This window comes from Flavobacterium sp., assembly GCF_031422135.1.
Classification (GTDB): domain Bacteria; phylum Bacteroidota; class Bacteroidia; order Flavobacteriales; family Flavobacteriaceae; genus Flavobacterium.
Genome location: NZ_JANOQD010000060.1, coordinates 42,154 through 59,847, shown reverse-complemented (window position 1 = coordinate 59,847; position 17,694 = coordinate 42,154). Strand labels below are relative to the sequence as shown.

Annotated in this window: 15 protein-coding genes and 1 pseudogene; 9 read left to right on the top strand and 7 right to left on the bottom strand. The window is 33.4% G+C overall.

Features of this window, described 5'->3' with window-relative positions:
- Nucleotides 1–60 precede the first annotated feature (60 nt).
- The 9 genes and pseudogenes from RMO70_RS08315 (at nucleotide 61) to RMO70_RS08275 (ending at nucleotide 8,253) form a co-directional block, all read left to right on the top strand.
- Nucleotides 61–990 carry an AraC family transcriptional regulator gene (locus tag RMO70_RS08315; RefSeq protein WP_310555964.1) on the top strand — a complete coding sequence of 310 codons (930 nt, stop codon included), beginning with the start codon at nucleotides 61–63 and terminating at the stop codon, nucleotides 988–990.
- A gap of 98 nt (nucleotides 991–1,088) precedes the next feature.
- A complete protein-coding gene (locus tag RMO70_RS08310) occupies nucleotides 1,089–1,961 on the top strand; it encodes an SDR family oxidoreductase (RefSeq protein ID WP_310555963.1) in 873 nt (290 codons plus the stop codon).
- A 138-nt stretch (nucleotides 1,962–2,099) separates the two neighbouring features.
- Nucleotides 2,100–2,672: a hypothetical protein gene (locus tag RMO70_RS08305; RefSeq protein ID WP_310555962.1), complete on the top strand. Its 573-nt coding sequence runs from the start codon at nucleotides 2,100–2,102 to the stop codon at nucleotides 2,670–2,672.
- A gap of 11 nt (nucleotides 2,673–2,683) precedes the next feature.
- Nucleotides 2,684–3,319: a hypothetical protein gene (locus RMO70_RS08300; RefSeq protein ID WP_310555961.1), complete on the top strand. Its 636-nt coding sequence runs from the start codon at nucleotides 2,684–2,686 to the stop codon at nucleotides 3,317–3,319.
- Between the two features lie 118 nt (nucleotides 3,320–3,437).
- Nucleotides 3,438–5,813, top strand: a complete 2,376-nt coding sequence (locus RMO70_RS08295) for a TonB-dependent receptor (protein ID WP_310555960.1) — start codon at nucleotides 3,438–3,440, stop codon at nucleotides 5,811–5,813.
- A 276-nt stretch (nucleotides 5,814–6,089) separates the two neighbouring features.
- Nucleotides 6,090–7,010, top strand: coding sequence for an NAD-dependent epimerase/dehydratase family protein (locus RMO70_RS08290; protein WP_310555959.1), 921 nt, complete (start codon nucleotides 6,090–6,092; stop codon nucleotides 7,008–7,010).
- A 5-nt stretch (nucleotides 7,011–7,015) separates the two neighbouring features.
- Nucleotides 7,016–7,138, top strand: a complete 123-nt coding sequence (locus tag RMO70_RS08285) for a hypothetical protein (protein ID WP_310555958.1) — start codon at nucleotides 7,016–7,018, stop codon at nucleotides 7,136–7,138.
- A gap of 259 nt (nucleotides 7,139–7,397) precedes the next feature.
- A pseudogene (locus RMO70_RS08280) lies at nucleotides 7,398–7,667 on the top strand (hypothetical protein); the annotation flags it as partial.
- Nucleotides 7,668–7,890: 223 nt separating this feature from the next.
- On the top strand, nucleotides 7,891–8,253 hold the full coding sequence (locus RMO70_RS08275; protein ID WP_310555957.1) for a cupin domain-containing protein: 363 nt from the start codon (nucleotides 7,891–7,893) through the stop codon (nucleotides 8,251–8,253).
- A 3-nt stretch (nucleotides 8,254–8,256) separates the two neighbouring features.
- Here RMO70_RS08275 and RMO70_RS08270 read toward each other — a convergent pair whose 3' ends face one another.
- The 7 genes from RMO70_RS08270 to aroA all read right to left on the bottom strand — a co-directional run bounded on the left by RMO70_RS08270 (nucleotide 8,257) and on the right by aroA (nucleotide 17,687).
- Nucleotides 8,257–9,603 carry an NAD(P)/FAD-dependent oxidoreductase gene (locus tag RMO70_RS08270; protein ID WP_310555956.1) on the bottom strand — a complete coding sequence of 449 codons (1,347 nt, stop codon included), beginning with the start codon at nucleotides 9,601–9,603 and terminating at the stop codon, nucleotides 8,257–8,259.
- A gap of 65 nt (nucleotides 9,604–9,668) precedes the next feature.
- Nucleotides 9,669–12,047, bottom strand: a complete 2,379-nt coding sequence (locus tag RMO70_RS08265) for a penicillin acylase family protein (protein WP_310555955.1) — start codon at nucleotides 12,045–12,047, stop codon at nucleotides 9,669–9,671.
- 81 nt (nucleotides 12,048–12,128) lie between these two features.
- A complete protein-coding gene (locus RMO70_RS08260; RefSeq protein ID WP_310555954.1) occupies nucleotides 12,129–13,208 on the bottom strand; it encodes an agmatinase family protein in 1,080 nt (359 codons plus the stop codon).
- A 71-nt stretch (nucleotides 13,209–13,279) separates the two neighbouring features.
- Nucleotides 13,280–13,615: a four helix bundle protein gene (locus RMO70_RS08255; RefSeq protein WP_310555994.1), complete on the bottom strand. Its 336-nt coding sequence runs from the start codon at nucleotides 13,613–13,615 to the stop codon at nucleotides 13,280–13,282.
- Nucleotides 13,616–13,687: 72 nt separating this feature from the next.
- Nucleotides 13,688–14,965 carry a kynureninase gene (gene kynU / locus RMO70_RS08250; RefSeq protein WP_310555953.1) on the bottom strand — a complete coding sequence of 426 codons (1,278 nt, stop codon included), beginning with the start codon at nucleotides 14,963–14,965 and terminating at the stop codon, nucleotides 13,688–13,690.
- A 277-nt stretch (nucleotides 14,966–15,242) separates the two neighbouring features.
- On the bottom strand, nucleotides 15,243–16,292 hold the full coding sequence (queA, locus tag RMO70_RS08245; RefSeq protein ID WP_310555952.1) for a tRNA preQ1(34) S-adenosylmethionine ribosyltransferase-isomerase QueA: 1,050 nt from the start codon (nucleotides 16,290–16,292) through the stop codon (nucleotides 15,243–15,245).
- Nucleotides 16,293–16,442: 150 nt separating this feature from the next.
- Nucleotides 16,443–17,687, bottom strand: a complete 1,245-nt coding sequence (gene aroA, locus RMO70_RS08240) for a 3-phosphoshikimate 1-carboxyvinyltransferase (protein WP_310555951.1) — start codon at nucleotides 17,685–17,687, stop codon at nucleotides 16,443–16,445.
- Between the last annotated feature and the right edge of the window lie 7 nt (nucleotides 17,688–17,694).

The window sequence follows — 17,694 nt, the reverse complement described above, 5'->3', positions numbered from 1 at the left end:
TAATAAAACCCCAATTTAATAAAAAACTATACCTTTGCTATTATTTGAATTTTGCAAAAAATGGAAAACATAAGTATAAGAGAATTTTACAAAGAAATATTCGGCGATGGCGAAAGCAAACTTGATTATTTATTAGACATTAAAAACCTAAATGATCTAGGGCATTTTAATGTATTTGATACCAATAAGTTTTATTTTAGTGGTAATAAAAAATCGGAAATGACTTATAACCGAAGGTTGTATTATAAAATCAGTTTGATAAAAGGTAAAAATCTAGTTGAGTTTGCTGACAAAACAGTAATGATAGAAAAGCAAGGAATACTATTTGCTACGCCCAAAATACCATATCGATATTCGCCTCAAGCCAAGGAGCAATCAGGATTTTTTTGTGTATTTACCAAAGAGTTTTTGTCTAAATCCAAAACAGGTTTATTGATTGATGATTTTCCTATTTATCAATACAATAGTGATTTTGTATATCAACTCACTGACAAACAATATCTTGAAATTGAAACTGTATTCAAGAAAATGGATTCTGAATTATCATCTGATTATGCATTCAAATATGATTTACTTCGAAACTATGTAATGGAATTAATTCATACTGGGCAAAAATTAAAACCAATGGAAAGTAATTCCGCAACCACAAATGCTGCCAGTAGAATATCCTCATTATTTATAGAATTATTAGAAAGGCAATTTCCCATAGAAAATAATTCGCAATTAATGCAACTAAAAGCACCCATTGATTTCGCAACGGTTTTAGGCATTCACATTAACCATTTAAACAAAGTATTGAAAGAGATTACAGGGAGAAATACTACTGAAATTATAAATGGCAGAATAACCGAAGAAGCCAAGATTTTATTGAAACAAACCCAGTGGAATATATCTGAAATTGCTTATTCATTAGGATTTGAAGAAGTGGCGCATTTTTCTAATTTTTTCAAAAAGAATACTTCGATTTCACCTTTGAAATATCGTAATTGATTGAATTTCATAAATAATTGATTGCTATTTGCAAAATAGTAGTCTTATATATGTTTGATCTTTGCTTCACAAATAATAGCAATTAAAAAAATAAAAAAATGAGCAAGAAAATATTAATTACAGGAGCAAGTGGCGGTTTTGGAAAACTTACCGTCGAAAAATTAATTTCCAAAGGTCACAAAGTAGCCGCCGGAATGAGAGATGTAAATGGTAGAAATAAAAATACTGCTGATGCATTGAGTGCGCTGGGTGCTATAATCATAGAACTAGATGTTACCAATGACGAAAGCGTTACAAATGGTGTAGCCAAAGCCATAGAAAATTTAGGTGGATTAGATGTATTGATGAATAATGCAGGAATTGGTTCTGCTGGAATGTTAGAATTTTTTACTACCGCCGATTTCCAAAAAGTATACGAAGTAAATGTATTTGGTGTACAAAGAATGAACAGAGCCGTTGTGCCATTTTTTAGAAATCAAAAATCTGGCTTAATCGTTTACACTTCTAGTTTATTGGGTAGAATTGCATTGCCTTTTTATGGATTGTATCAAACATCAAAATGGGCTTTAGAAGCATTGGCAGAAAACTATCGTGCAGAACTTTCTACTTTTGGCATCGAAAATTGTATTGTAGAACCAGGTGGTTATCCAACTGCATTTGCAGAAAATTTACTATTTCCTTCAGATACTAGCCAAGCAGCAAACTATGGCGAATTTATAAATGCACCACAAAAAATGGGAGAAAGTTTCGGTAATGTTTTAGCAAATAATCCACAGCAAGATCCTCAACGTGTAGCAGATACTTTTGCAGAATTGATTGACAAACCTTTTGGCGAAAAACCATTTAGAACTACCGTCGATTTTATAGGTATGGGAGATCACGTTGATAAATACAATGAGCATTTAAGCCAAGTAACACAGGGATTGTACACAAATTTTGGAATTGTAGAAATGTTAAGTGTTAAGAAATAATATAGCATTTATTTAATTTTTAAACCGCAAATCTCATTTGATTTGCGGTTTTTTTATTTTCTGATTTTCTTAACCCAAGTTAACGTTTTGAGCTTCACATCCAGCGCATCTTTGCACTATAATTTAAACAAAGCAAATATGACTAACACAATTAAAACATACACATTACTTCTTTTAACAATTATGAGCTTTCAATCTAACGCACAAGAAAATACTGTTAAAACAAAAAAATGGGGACTTGAAACTGATGTAATTCAACCTTTTTTACCCGAAATAGGAATAATTACCCTAAAATTCACAAGAACTATTCTTGGAGAAATCGGTGGTAAACACGGAGACATTATGTTAGGTGCTTTTATAAGACCCAATGTAAAGCACGATGTTGTTGATGTTATTGACGAGTATATGGCTTCAATTGGTTACCGACATTATTTTAGTAAAAACTTAAATTTCGAATTGCAGTATTATGCGGGTAATGTTGATGCAAAGAAAAACAAAATTGATGGAAAAGATTATTCAGGTTTTGTCCATTTCGCAGAAGCAAATCTTGGCTATAAACTAAATATTCTAAAACTAAAAAGTTCAACAGTTTATCTAAATCCTCAATTTGGTTATTTACAAGGATTGAATAAAGAATTAATCATTGGTCCAAGAAATGGAAAAGAAGATGCTTTCGTACAAGGAAAATTACAATTAGGAATATCATTTTAAAAATAGAAATTATGAAAAACACAATAAAAAATTTAGCATTACTAATTCTAATAGTGCTAAGTAACATTTCCAATGCACAAATAGCACCAGAAAAAAAATCTTTTACTTATGGAGAATTTAAGGCGGGTTATGCAACCAATCAATTTGGTGAAAACCTAGAACAACAATACGATTCTGGAAATTTCGGAAACTCAGGTGGTGGATTATTCACTTTAGCAGCATACCACAAATTTGAAAGCATCAATCATTTCAACTTTGGTGGAAAATTTTCAGCTCTTGGTGCATCACCATCAAAAGGAGATAACGGTAACGAAATGCTTTTTAATTTTTGGGGTGCTGCCATTTCTGCAAAATATTATCCAATAAATAAAAATGCAGATAAAGGGCTAAACTTCTACACCGATTTTTATTTCATTACACAATTTACTCAAAAATACCGAAATGTAGATGCAAAAATTTACAACCACCAATTTGCAATTGGGAATGGTCTAACCATTGGTGGAGCTTATGACTTTTCAATTAGAAAATACAATTTTTCAGCATCAGTTGAATATGGTTTGGCATCACGAAGAGGCGAAGTTACAGGTGTTGGAGATCGAAATTTTAAAAGTAGTTACATAGGAACGCAACTTGGTTTTAAATTCTAAAAAATAATTTTCAAAAAATGAATTTGTTAACTCAAGTGAACGTTTTCAGAAACAAACTGCTTACATCTTTGCAGTATAAATTTTAAAAAAAAATTAATAATCCAAAAAAACAAATAAAATGAAAAAAATTCTATTTCTAATTTTATGCTTTACAGCAAGCATTGCATTTTCCCAGACAGGAGTAATTCGAGGGAAAGTTACAGACAAACAATCTGAAAAACCTATTGTTGGTGCCAATGTTCAATTAGTCGGTTCTGAAACCGCACAAATTACTGATAATGAAGGGAACTTCAAACTATCTGAAATTCCATTAGGAAGACAAGCCGTTATCATTTCTTATATAGGTTATGAAGACGCTACGATTTCTGAAATTGAGGTAACCACTGGAAAAGACAATATTCTTTCAGTTACTATTTCAGAAAAATTTAATACACTAAATGAGGTTGTTATTACTGGTGAAAGAAGTAAAACCAAAGCAATCAACAAAATGGCAGCAGTTTCTGTTAGACAATTTTCCGCCGAAGAAGCCAACAGATATGCTGGTGGGCGAAGTGATGTAGCACGTTTGGCCTCTAACTTTGCGGGAGTTGCAACTGCCGATGATAGCCGAAATGACATTGTAGTTAGAGGAAACTCGCCAGCTGGATTATTATGGCGTTTGGAAGGTATTCCTATTCCAAGTCCAAATCACTTTGCGACTTTAGGCACAACAGGAAGTCCAGTTTCAGCATTAAATCCACAAATGCTATCCAATTCAGATTTTATTACATCAGCTTTTCCTGCTGAATATGGAAATGCAATTGGTGGTGTTTTCGACTTAGGTTTCAGAAAAGGAAATACTGAAGAATATGAATATAGTGTTGGTGTAGCCGCTTTTCCTGGTGCTGAATTTATGGCAGAAGGTCCATTATTGAGAAAAAATGGAGGATCGTTTGTTGTTGCTGCTCGTTACGGAATTGTTGCTGCAACGGGATTGGCTGGAACTGCTGCGGCACCAAATTATAATGATTTGTCTTTTAATTTAGATTTAGGTAAAACTAAATTAGGGAACTTTTCAATGTTTGGAATTCTAGGAAATTCTGATATTGATTTTATTGGGAAAGATATTGACGAAACCGATTTATTTGCTGCCAAAGATGAAGATGCATTTGCAAAATCTAACTTTTCAGCTTTTGGATTAAAACATACTATTGATATTGGAGAAAAATCGAATTTGAAAACTACTTTAGGAACATCATCAGCAAAATCAACATTCGAAGTTGACAGATATTTTGGTTTTGGAACTGCTGCGGTTAACAAACAGCGTTTTACTGATGTTGATAACACTGAAAGTAGAGTTACATTCTCGACATTATTCAACTCAAAAATATCTAAAAAATTTACTTTAAGAACTGGTTTGTTATACGAAAGCTTTACGCTAAAAGCGTTGATCAACGACAGAGACAGACAAAGTGATAACAACGGTGATGGTCTTCCTGATTTGGCAAGTATTATCAACAACGATGGCAATTATAATATTGTGCAACCTTATGCGCAAGCGCAAGTTCGTTTATCTGAAAAGTTTACTTTAAATGCAGGTTTACACGGACAATATTTTTCGGTAAACGAAGAATTTGCTTTTGAACCAAGAGCATCTATAACCTATGCTGTTAATGTTAAAAACTCATTCCATTTTGGTTACGGAGTGCATCATCAAAATGTTGCTGCACCATTATTATTCCTTAATGAAAGAATAGGTGGACAAAATGTACAATCTAATAAAAATTTGAAATTAGTAAGAAGTCAGCATTATGTTTTGGGTTATGATGTAAAATTAGCAGATAAATGGAGAGCAAAAGCAGAAATTTATTACCAAGCAATTGACAGAGCGGCAGTTGAAAGAACAGCAACAGGATATTCATCGTTAACCGAAGGTGCAAATTTCTCTTACTCTATAGACAAAACATCATTAGTAAGTAACGGAAAAGGAAGTAACTCTGGAATAGAATTAACGTTAGAAAAATTCTTTAGCAAAGGATACCACGCATTGTTTACCTCATCTTTTTTTGACAGTAAATACAAAGGAAGTGATAACATAGAACGTGATTCACCTTTCAATAATGGTTATGTAGTAAATGCATTGGCTGGAAAAGAATTTAAAATTGGAAAAGCACAGAAAAATATTTTCTCTATAAATACAAAATTAACAACTGCTGGCGGACGTTACTTCACACCAGTTAATTTAGCAGCATCACAGGCTGCAGGATACGAAATTGAAGACAATTCAAAGCCATATAGCGAACAATATGATGGTTATTTTAGACTAGACTTAAAACTAGGTATGAAATTTAACAGCAAAACCAAAAAACGTTCACACCAGTTTTATGTTGATTTTCAAAACGTAACTGCCAATGAAAATGTTTTTTCTAAAGACTACAATCGTTTAACTGGTAGAGTAGATCAAAAAAACCAAATAGGTTTTCAACCAGATTTTGGTTACAGATTCAATTTCTAAAAGTTTCATTTTTGTTTTATTGTATGAATGCTGGGAATAATGAATGGTTTAAATTTTAAAACCCAGCATTCATTTATTTTTGAATTTAAAACAAATTATATTATTTGTTAGTTACAGGGTTTTTGATTGATTTTTTTGGGAATCTTTAAATAAGCCTGTTTTTTTTTAAACATAACGATTCATTTTTGTTTTGTTGAAAATGCTGGTAGTACTATTTTATAAAGGTTAAGTCTTTAACAAGTTAAACCAGCATTTTTTTATTAAACCTAATTTATTATGAGAAACAATCAAATTATTCTTGGTGCTGGCGGAAGTGTAGGAAATGCATTAGCAAAAGAATTAAAATCATATACCGAAAATATTACACTTTTTTCTAGAAATCCTAAAAAGGTAAACACTGATGATAATCTTATATCGGGCGATTTATTAGATGCGATTCAAACAGAAAACGCATTAAAAAATATGGATATTGCCTATTTGGTTGTCGGATTACCATACAATACAAAAATTTGGGAACGTGATTTCTTGAAAATTGTCGAAAATGTAATCAAAGGTTGTAAAATTCATAAAGTGCCATTGGTTTTTTTGGATAACGTTTATATGTATGATCCCGAAGATTTCGAAGATTTAAACGAAGATGCACCTTTAAAAATAGCAAGTAAAAAAGGCTTAGTCCGAACTGAAATTGCAATTTTGATTAATAATGAAATAAAAAAAAATGAAATAAACATTATTGTTGCACGCTCCGCAGATTTTTATGGCAAAGATGTCAAAAACAGTATGTTTAACGAACAAGTTATCAAAAGAATTCAAGAAGGCAAAAAAGCCAATTGGTTTCTTGATGCAAACAAAAAACATTCGTTAACACTGGTTTCTGATGCCGCAAAAGCAATTGCATTGCTTGGTAACCGAAATAGTGCCTACAACCAAGTATGGCATTTGCCAACAGACAAAGCCTATACAGCCAATGAATTAGTCCAAAAAATAGCAGACATTACTGGAAAATCAGCAAAAATTCAAGTGGTTTCCAGATTTATGATTACTATTTTAAGTTGGTTCATTCCGCCAATTAAAGAAAGTAAAGAATTATTATATCAATATGAAAATGATTATGATTTCAAAAGCACAAAGTTTGAAAATGCTTTTAAAGTAAAACCAACAACAATTGAGGAAGGATTAAAACAAATTTTAAAATAACAATTATGAAAACTCCAAATAAACTCCAAAATTTTGCAATTTTTTTATTGCTTGTAATGATGATTACAGTGACTGCTCCAGTAATTATTTTAGGTTCAAACTTCAATTTTCCTGATATTTTGCGTTAACCAGCAGCCAACGCTTTTGCACTTTTTAGAGAAAATCAAACGATTATTGTCTTTGGATATTACATTTTTCTATTATCATCGTTGCTTTTTATTCCGCTAACGATTGTTTTACAAAAAGTGTTGTTTCAAACAAAAAAATAAAACAGCATTGCATTTATTTGCTGGTTTTGGTTTGGCAAGAGCCATATTTCAGTGCATTTGTTTGTGCGTTGGATATTTGTAATGCCTTTTTTTAACAGAGAGTTATTTCAATAATCCCAAAAGTCAAAAAACAATCACAATCATTTACGAAATGCTCAATCGCTATGCAGGAATGAGTGTAGGCGAACATTTAGGATTTATTGCAATGGGATTTTGGACAATTTGTTTGGGAAGTATTCTAATGAAACACCCAAAATTTGAACTTTGGGTTGGATATTTTGGAATTCCAATTGGCTTGCTTTTAATTGCAAGTACCGCAGAACATTTTGGTGGTGCATTTGCTTCAATATTTGGAATATTAAATTTTTTAGCCAATACACTATGGTGATTTGGCTGGCTATTATTGCTTATTTTATTTTTAGAATGAGGACAAAAGTTAATTCTTGAAAAAGCAAACTGATAAACATAAAACTTTCTTGGTATGATTTTTTGATAATTAAAAATTCTAAAATTTTGATTTATTTATATTAGCAAAAAATAATATTTATTTGTCAATTTGAAAATTGGATTAAACTATTGATTATTATATTTGTGCATTCAACTTTTATTAAATGAAAAAATACACCTTACAAAACAAACCATTCATTGTTCCAACAACTGATGGTAAAATCATAAAAGAACACCACGGAAACGCAACTACAAACAATCCTAATATTTCGATTGCACATATGATTGCGCCGCCACATTGGGCTGAACCTTTTCAAACTCCAGAATTTGAAGAATATACATTTATAATTTCAGGTAAAAAACAGTTTATAATTGATGATGAAATAATAATTCTTGAAGCTGGTCAATCTATCAAAATTGAAGCCAATACAAGAGTTCAATATTCAAATCCATTTGATGAAACGTGCGAATATATTGCCATTTGCAAACCAGCATTTGACTTTATGAAAGTGCATCGAGAAGAGTAGATTTTAGATTTTAGATTTTAGATTTTCCAAAATAATGTTTTCGACTTCCAAACTATCCCAAATATTCTCAATATTATCCATTTTCAAAACTTCTTGCATTATTGTTTCTTGAAAATCGCCTATGGCTAGTGCTTCCGAATAAGGACGAGTAGAAAAAGTAACTCTATCATACAAAGGAGTCCATTTTGTAGGATATTTTTCAGCAAAATGTTTCTCTATTTTTTTTTGTAAAATAAATTTTGGATCGGCAGTTTTGGTGCTCATTTCCATAAAATTTCTATAGGAAAGTTCGGCAATGGCATCGGCATTTGGTTTGCGTGATTTTTGATATTCCGAAAAAATCATTTTCCAATCGTTTCCATATTTTTGCATCATTTCATACAAAATCGTAATGTCTTCAAAACCAGCATTCATTCCTTGTCCATAAAACGGAACAATAGCGTGACAAGCATCGCCAATTAAAGCAATTTTATCTTCATAAGTCCAAGGAAAACACTTCATTGTAACCAATGTACTGGTCGGATTATTGAAAAAATCTTCTGCTAAATCTGGAATTACATCAATAGTATCTGGTAAATTTTCTTTGAAGAACGCTTCTACTTTTGGTCTGTTATTTAAGGATGCAAAAGAGTTTTCCCCTTCAAAAGGCATAAAAAGTGTACAAGTAAAACTTCCATCCAAATTAGGAAGTGCAATGAGCATATATTTTCCTCGTGGCCAAATGTGCAACGAATTCTTGTCTAATTTGTAACTTCCGTCAGCATTGGCAGGAATGTGCAGTTCTTTGTACCCTGTATTTAAAAATTCTTGCGAATAGTTGAACATACTTTGACGTTGCATTCGGTGACGTATTCTGGAAAAAGCACCATCGGCACCAAAAACCATATCGTATTTTAACTCTTCCCATTCTCCTCTTTCGGTTTCGCCAATATGCAAAGTAGCATCGGCAAGGGTAATATCCCAGATTTTTTGTTCAAAAAAGAATTCGACTCCAGCTTCTTCAGCTAAATCAATCATTTTTCTATTTAAAACACCGCGCGAAATCGAGTAGATACTTTCGCCTTGCAAACCGTAATGCTGAAAATTGAGTTTGTCACCTATATGTATTGCACGTTTTTCCATAGCGATGGCAACATCACGAACTTTATCGCCTACACCAGCACCATCAAGGGCTTTCCAACCTCGATGTGACATTGCTAAATTAATAGATCGACCAGAAAAATTAATGGTACGAATATCTGGACTTCTGTCGTAAATATGAACCGTATGACCTTCTTTTTTGAGATAAATCGCAAGTAAAGAACCTACCAAACCAGAGCCAACTATAGCGATTTTTTGTGATTTTTGCATTAATTTTTTATTACCTCGCATTAGGCAAATTTACACGAATTATTTACTTAAATAAAAAAAATGAATCAATTTGGTTGAAATATTAATTTGGTTGAAGTTTTGATGACTCCTTCTTTATTTATTTTCATTTTTCTAAACTTTCCTTCTACATACATTTTTGCTTGATCGTTGTAATGCTTGCTCATTGGATTTCCTGAATTTCCTGTTGGTAAAACACTTAAACTGTTTTCTATATCCGAAAAATCAACAATTCGTCGTGTTGAAGGTCCTGCTTTAATAATGTATTCCTTGTTACTATAATCAAACATAGTATTATTGATAACTTCATTTGATCCTGCAATGTCAAAAATACCGACATTAAAAAAAGGTCTAAATAAAGCTACGCTACCTAAAGGATGTTTGTATTCAACTTGATGCACTCGGTTCCAAGTCCAAGTTTTTGGATTGTTTCCTAACTGACTATTCAAGCTCGAAATAGCTTGTTTGAATGATGCTTGTAGGATTTCTTTATGGGTTTCTTTTTTATTTTTTGTTGTTATATCATCCCACCATGGAGAACTAACATTCTTAAGCTGATAAGCAATAGTTTGCTTCATAATATGTGTTTTTAAAAACTGCAGAAACGAAGTTTTACCCATTTCATCTTGAAAGGTGTTTTTTAAATAAAAATAAATCCATTTATTGAATACCGTTGGTGCTACTTCATTTAGAGAATGATTTCCTTTCCATTTTTTTAATATCGAGATGATTTCATTTTCTTGTTTTGTAAATACTCTACTATTTGCTTTCAGCAAACTATTTAAAATTTCAAGCGAAACAGGTGATGTATCATCGGTTAGCATTTTAGCAACGGCTTCCTTGTCCCAGTCGCTTTTGACATCTAACAAACTGGTAATTCTCCTGGCTCTGTCTTCGGGCAAATAATATCCTGGATAATGATACCCATTAATTGCTTCAGGCATATTATTCGAGGAATAAACATAATTAGTTGTAGGATTTATTGCAACAGGATTTTTAGAAAAATCCATAAATTCTTTTTTATCATCAATGCCATTTGTTCCATTTAAAATAAAATTGGCATTTACTCCTTTTTCTAGTTTATATAGTTTTCCAGAAGTGAACCAAGCAATGTTGTTTTGTGCATCTCCATACATAATATTCAAACCTGGCGCAACAATATGCTGTACAGCGGTTTGAAATTCCAGTATGTTTTTGGAGTGACTCAGTCCATAAACCGCATCAAGAATTTTATTGGGTTGTTGTGTATAAATCCAAGAAAAAGAAACTGGCTTTTGGGTTTTAAAATCCGCAATCAAATCATTAATAATTGGGCCATGTTGTGTTTCTTTAACGATCAATTCTACTGTTGTAGAATCCTTAACTTTTATGGCTTCAGTTCTAACTTTATAGGTGTTAAAACCAGAGGAAGTTTTATACTGATTTGTATTTTTGGGATTGTTTTCTTCTTGAAAAAAATCAGCATCGTCATTTTCAAACATTGTTAAACCGTAAGCATAATTCCTATTGTGTCCTAACAGCGGAAAGGGAGTTCCTGCAATATAATATCCATACATTTCATAATCAGGACAAGATATATGCGCTTCATACCAAGTTCCTGGTTGTGAGTACTCAATATGTGGATCGTTACTAAACAGGACCTTTCCAGTTTTTGTTTTTTTTGGCGACAAAACCCAGCTATTACTTCCTATGAATGTTGGAACTGGTGCGTTTTCTAGTAATTCCGTTATTGATTTTGAAATTGCTATATATTGTTGTGTTTTTTCTTTAGAAATTTTCAATCGTGTTGGATTGAACTCATAATTAACTCCAAAATCTTTTAAATATTCTTCTCCGAATTGATTGCGAATGTCGGTTAACAAAGGATCTGTTTTTTGAGCCATTGCAAAACTAAAAGCCATATATCCAAAAGTATTGTAAACATCTTTTAAGGTAAACTTCGTTTTTTTTACCCCAAGTATTGTAAACTCAATTGGTGTTTTTCCTTCTTCTAAATATTGATTAATTCCATCTAAATAGGCCATCGCCATTTGATATGGTTTCCCATTTTTATCTAATTCTGTAATCGCTTTTTCAGAATTTTCATCGATACCCAAACCTATAAAAAACTTGTCGTTTTTTAGGGCTCGTGTTCCAAATATTTCAGAAAGCTTACCTGGTGCCACCCTACGAATGAGTTCCATTTGCCATAATCTGTCTTGGGCGTGAACATAACCTAAAATTACCATTGCATCATGCTGGCTTTCAGCATAAATGTGCGGAATTCCATACTCGTCAAAATAAACATTGGTTTCTTTAGATGTATTTTTAATGAAAAGCTCTCCTTCGTATTGGGGTTTGGTATAAAATAAATAGACAATCGTAGCAATTATTATTATTGCAATTAAAAAAAATAATGCTATGGCTATCTTTTTAAGCTTTTTCATTTGATTAGAATTGATTTATTCAAATATAAAAAAAAGACCGATACAATACCAGTCCTTCTTTAATTATAAAAAATATAGCGTTTATTTTCTTTTAAAATTTATTTTCTCTCCCACATTCATTCCGTTATTTTTAGCCAACATTCCACACATGTGAAATAGCATTCTAGCACCTACATTTCCATCCCAATCGGTATCGCCTGGTGCAACTTCGACTAGGTCAAAACCAATAATTTCTTTTTCCGATGCTGCTAATTTACTTAACAAATAGGTTGCTTGCTCGAACGAAAAACCTCCTGGAACTGGGGTTCCTGTATTTGGGCAATACCATTGATACATTCCGTCAATATCGAAACTTACAGTAACTTTTTCTGGTAATGCTGCAATGATTTCGTCACATTGTTGGTGCCACGTTTTTCCATTAAAGGTTTCGGCTTTCATATCCATATCTGTATGAACTACCACTCTGTTGGATTGTGCTACTTCAACTTCTTGTTCGCAAAAATCTCGGATTCCAACTTGAACAATTTTTGAAATTTGAGGAATTTGCAATGCGTTGTACATTATCGATGCATGAGAATAAGTAAACCCTTCATAAGCAATTCGCAAATCCATATGAGCATCTAAATGCAAAATTCCAAAATTATCGTGTTGTGTTGCTAGTGCTTCATAATATCCAAGTGGTGTGGAATGATCTCCACCAATAAGCACTACTTTTTTACCTTTGTTTATCCAATACAAAACTTTCTCTTTAACTTCCGTATGCAATTCACGACAAGCAGCATTGATTTTTTTTAAGTCAAATTGTAGTGATGGCAAACTTTCCATATCTTCCCCATTTTCAAGTGCTTCAATTATAGGTTGGGCTAATTTTTTGTAGGCAATAGAGTCTTTTGCCCAATGTTCTGGAGCTTCGTCATAATACATTCCAAGTTTCCAAAGCTCTGAAAATTCTTGGTGTTGCAGATCGACTTGAAACGAGGCTTCCAAAATAGCTTTTGGTCCTTCAGATGCTCCTGAACCATAACTCACGGTCACTTCCCAGGGCACAGGAATAATAATAATTTCACTTTGTTGCGCCGAAAATGGCAACCCGAATATTGTCGCATCAGCAAGTCCTGGTTGTGATGGATCAAAATTTTGTATGATTTCTTCTTTTGTCATTTTTTTATATTGATTTTTCGATTTTTTGATTTTTCGAATCATCGAGTTATCGTACAATCGAGTTATCCATTTTATAATTTTCCTTTTAAATAAGACATAAATTTAGACAACATTTGGATATTAGTCTCCAATAATTTTAATAAATCAGCTAATGTTTCATCATTAATAAATTCTAAATCATTTGAAACTAATAATTGAGTTTCCATTTCATAACACGAGCCTAAAGAAGTTTCTAAAAAAACTAAAAAATGTTTATCTGATGACTTTGCAGAACCTTCTGCAATGTTAGATGGAACGGAAATAGAAGCTCTACGTAATTGACTAACTAAACCAAATTTTTCTGCTTCTGGAAATTTAGAAGTTACTTTATAAATAGAACTACAAAATTTTCTGCTTAATTTCCATATTTCAAGGTCTTTGTATCTATGTATCTTTTATTTTTATGATAATTTGATTGTTCGAAAAATCGAATCATCGAATCATCGAGTTATCCCTTTCTTCAATATTTGCCCAAAATTATACATATCTTCAAATGAGCAATACAATGGCACTGGTGCAAAACGAATCACATTGGGCTCACGCCAGTCGGTAACTACGCCGTTTTGCATTAAGTATTCAAACAAACTTCGTCCTTGACCGTGGAAGAAAACAGACAATTGACAGGCTCTTTCTTCTTGGTTTTTGGGTGTAATAATTTCGAATTCGGATCCAGAAATTTCTTTATCTATTTCTTGAAGAATGAATTCGAGATAGGCTGTTATTTTGTTTCTTTTTTGGATGAGTTTTTCCATACCCACTTCGGCAAACATTTCGACTGATGCCAAATATGGTGCTAGCGACAGAATAGGTAAATTGCTTACTTGCCAACCATCGGCACCTTGAACTGGATCGAAATCTTGTTCCATTTTGAAACGACGCTCTTTGTTGTGTCCCCACCAGCCTGCAAATCTTGGTAGTTCGGAATTAGTATGGTGTTTTTCGTGAATGAAACAAGCGGAAGCGTTTCCTGGCCCTGAATTCATATACTTGTAACTACACCAAGCGGCAAAATCTATATTCCAGTCGTGGAGTTCTAGATGAATGTTTCCTGCTGCATGTGCAAGATCCCATCCTACTTTTGCTCCTACTTTGTGCCCTGCTTGGGTAATGGTTTTGATGTCGAAAACTTGTCCTGTGTAATAATTGACTCCGCCAATTAGTACTAATGCTAGTTCGCTTCCTACTTCTTCTATTTTTGCTAAAATATCTTCTAATCGAATGTTGTGTTCGCCATCTCGACGTTTAATCTCGACAATGGCATCTTCAGGTTTGTATCCGTGGAATGCAACTTGAGATTGAAACATATATTGGTCTGAGGGAAATGCTTTTTCTTCGCAGATTATTTTGTATCGGGTTTGGGTTGGTCTGTAAAAAGACACCATTAGCAAATGTAGATTTACTGTTAAAGTATTCATTACGGTTACTTCGGATGGTTTTGCTCCTACTATTTTGCTTAATGGATTGGCGAATCGCTCGTGGTAATCCCACCAAGGTTTTTGGGAATAAAAATGTCCTTCGACAGCGAGATTTGCCCAATCGGACATTACTTCGTCGACGTAGGTTTTTGCGGATTTGGGTTGCAATCCTAAGGAATTTCCTGTAAAATAGATGACGTTTTTACCGTTGTGTTGTGGGAAAATGAATTCATTTCGGTAGTTTGACAATTCGTCTTGTGTGTCGAGTTGCTGGGCGAATTGAAGTGTGTTTTGGAAATTCATTTTTTGTTATTTATAGCTGTAAAAGTAATTAAAAGTGAGAAATTTTCAAAGTGACAAAGACACAAAGTTCTATGGTGATTTTGAGGTGTTGATTCAACAGTTCGCTGCGTGAGGGATAGTAGCGGAAAGCCCACAGTGAGGAGGAACGACGAAACGAGGACTTGCAGCGGATAGCCCGACCTGAGGAGGAACTACGAGGGTCACGCCATAAAAAAATCTCATCGTTGCGGATGAGATTTTATGTAAAATGGTCTTCGACAAGCTCAGACTGACATTTTTATATGATTAACATTGCGTCACCATAGGAGTAGAACTTATATTCTTCTTTTACAGCTTCTTCGTAGGCTTTTTTCATAAGATCGTGTCCACAGAATGCGGAAACCATCATTAATAATGTTGATTTTGGGGTGTGAAAATTGGTTATCATACAGTTTGCCAAACTAAAATCGTGTGGTGGAAATATAAACTTGTTTGTCCAACCATCAAATGGATTTAATGTTCTGGCGGATGATACCGAACTTTCCATTGCTCGCATTGTGGTGGTTCCTACGGCACAAATTCTTTTCTTTTTTGATTTTGCTTCGTTGATGATATCGCAAGCTTCTTGTGTGATTTTTAGTTCCTCAGAATCCATTTTGTGCTTGGAAAGATCTTCTACTTCTACAGGATTGAAGGTTCCTAAACCTACGTGAAGTGTTACTTCGGCATAGTTTATTCCTTTGATTTCCAAACGTTTCATTAAGTGTTTCGAGAAGTGCAAACCTGCTGTTGGTGCCGCTACTGCTCCTTCTTCTTTAGCATATATAGTTTGGTAACGTTCTGCATCTTCAGGTGTTACTTCACGATTGATGTATTTTGGGATTGGTGTTTCTCCTAATTCGACTAGTTTTGCTCTGAATTCTTCATAGGAACCGTCGTAAAGAAAACGCAAGGTTCTTCCACGTGAGGTGGTGTTGTCAATAACTTCGGCTACTAGTGAGTCGTCGTCACCAAAATAGAGTTTGTTTCCGATACGGATTTTTCGTGCTGGATCCACAAGCACATCCCAAAGGCGTTGCTCTTCGTTTAGTTCTCTTAATAAAAAAACTTCGATTCTTGCTCCTGTTTTTTCTTTGTTTCCATACAATCGTGCTGGAAAAACTTTAGTATTGTTAAGCACCATCACATCTCCTTCATCAAAATAATCGATAACATCTTTGAACATTTTGTGTTCGATAGTTTGTGTTTTTCTATTGATAACCATTAAACGGGACTCGTCACGATTTTCGGCTGGATATTCTGCTAACAATTCGTTTGGTAGATTGAACTGGAAATGAGATAGTTTCATATTTGAATTTTAGATTTCAGATTTTAGATTTAGGCTTTTATACTAAATTTTAAATCGTGTGCAAATATACGATTGTGAGATAGGCGTTGTCAAGTGTTTTGGTATTTATTTTTAAAGATTGTTCGATTGTTTGATTATTTGATTGTTCGACTATTCAATTATTTGAAATCCTATGCTTCTTAAATCATGCCAAAATGTAGGATATGATTTGGAAACTACGGCAGCATTTTCAATAATTATATCTGTTTTTAAGGCTAGTGGCGCAAACGCCATTGCCATTCGGTGGTCTTGGTAGGTTGCTATTTTGATATCGGAATTAATTTTTAACGAAGGTTCTAAAGTCAAAGAATTATTGCTTACAGAAATAGTTGCGCCTAGTTTTGTGAGTTCTGTTTTTAGGGCTTCTAGCCTATCGGTTTCTTTGATTTTTAGGGTATGAAGTCCTGTGAGATGGCAACCTATTCCTAGTCCGAAGCAAGTCACGGCAATGGTTTGGGCAATGTCTGGAGCGTTGTTTAGGTTATGAGTTTCGGGTTTCGGGTTATGTGTATTGATTTTTGATATTGAAATTGTATTATTACTATTCAAGATGGTTTCTACTCCGAAATTTTTGTATATTTCAACTAATGCGGAATCGCCTTGAAGGCTATTTTGTTTGTAACTTGACAGCGTGATTTTTGTTCCGATTTCTGATAATGCAATTATGGAATAATAGTAGGAGGCTGAAGACCAGTCGGATTCAATGATTTGAGTTTTGGGATTTGGGATTTGGGATTTGGGATTTACTTTGATGGTATTTTCTTCAAAACTTGTTTCAACTTCAATTTCGTTGAGCAATGCCAATGTCATTTTGATGTATGGAATGGAGGTTATTTCACCTTCAAGGGTTAGTTCTAATCCGTTTTCGAGTTTTGGGGCAATGAGCAAAAGAGCAGAAATATATTGACTACTTACATCGGCTTTGAGTGACACTTTGTGTTTAGTGATTTTTTGACCTGTAACTTTTATGGGTGGAAAACCTGCATTTTCGACATATTCAATTTTTGCGCCTAGTTGATGAAGTGCATCTACTAGAATTTTTATAGGTCTTTCTTTCATTCTGCCTGAGCCTGTCAATACTACTTCAGATCCTTCTTTTTGAGCAAAATAGGCTGTAAGAAATCGCATAGCAGTTCCAGCATGATGAATATCGATTTCTCCTGCTAGTTGAAATGACAAATCATCTGAAAGTGCCTTTGTCATTACCTCAGAATCATCTGAATTTGAAGCGTTTTCTATAGTAATGTTAGGATATAAAGCTTGTAGTAATAACAATCTGTTAGTTTCAGATTTGGAACCTGTGATTGAAAGTGTGGATTGCAGATTGCAGACTGAATGTTTTAATTCTAAATTCATTTTTTTT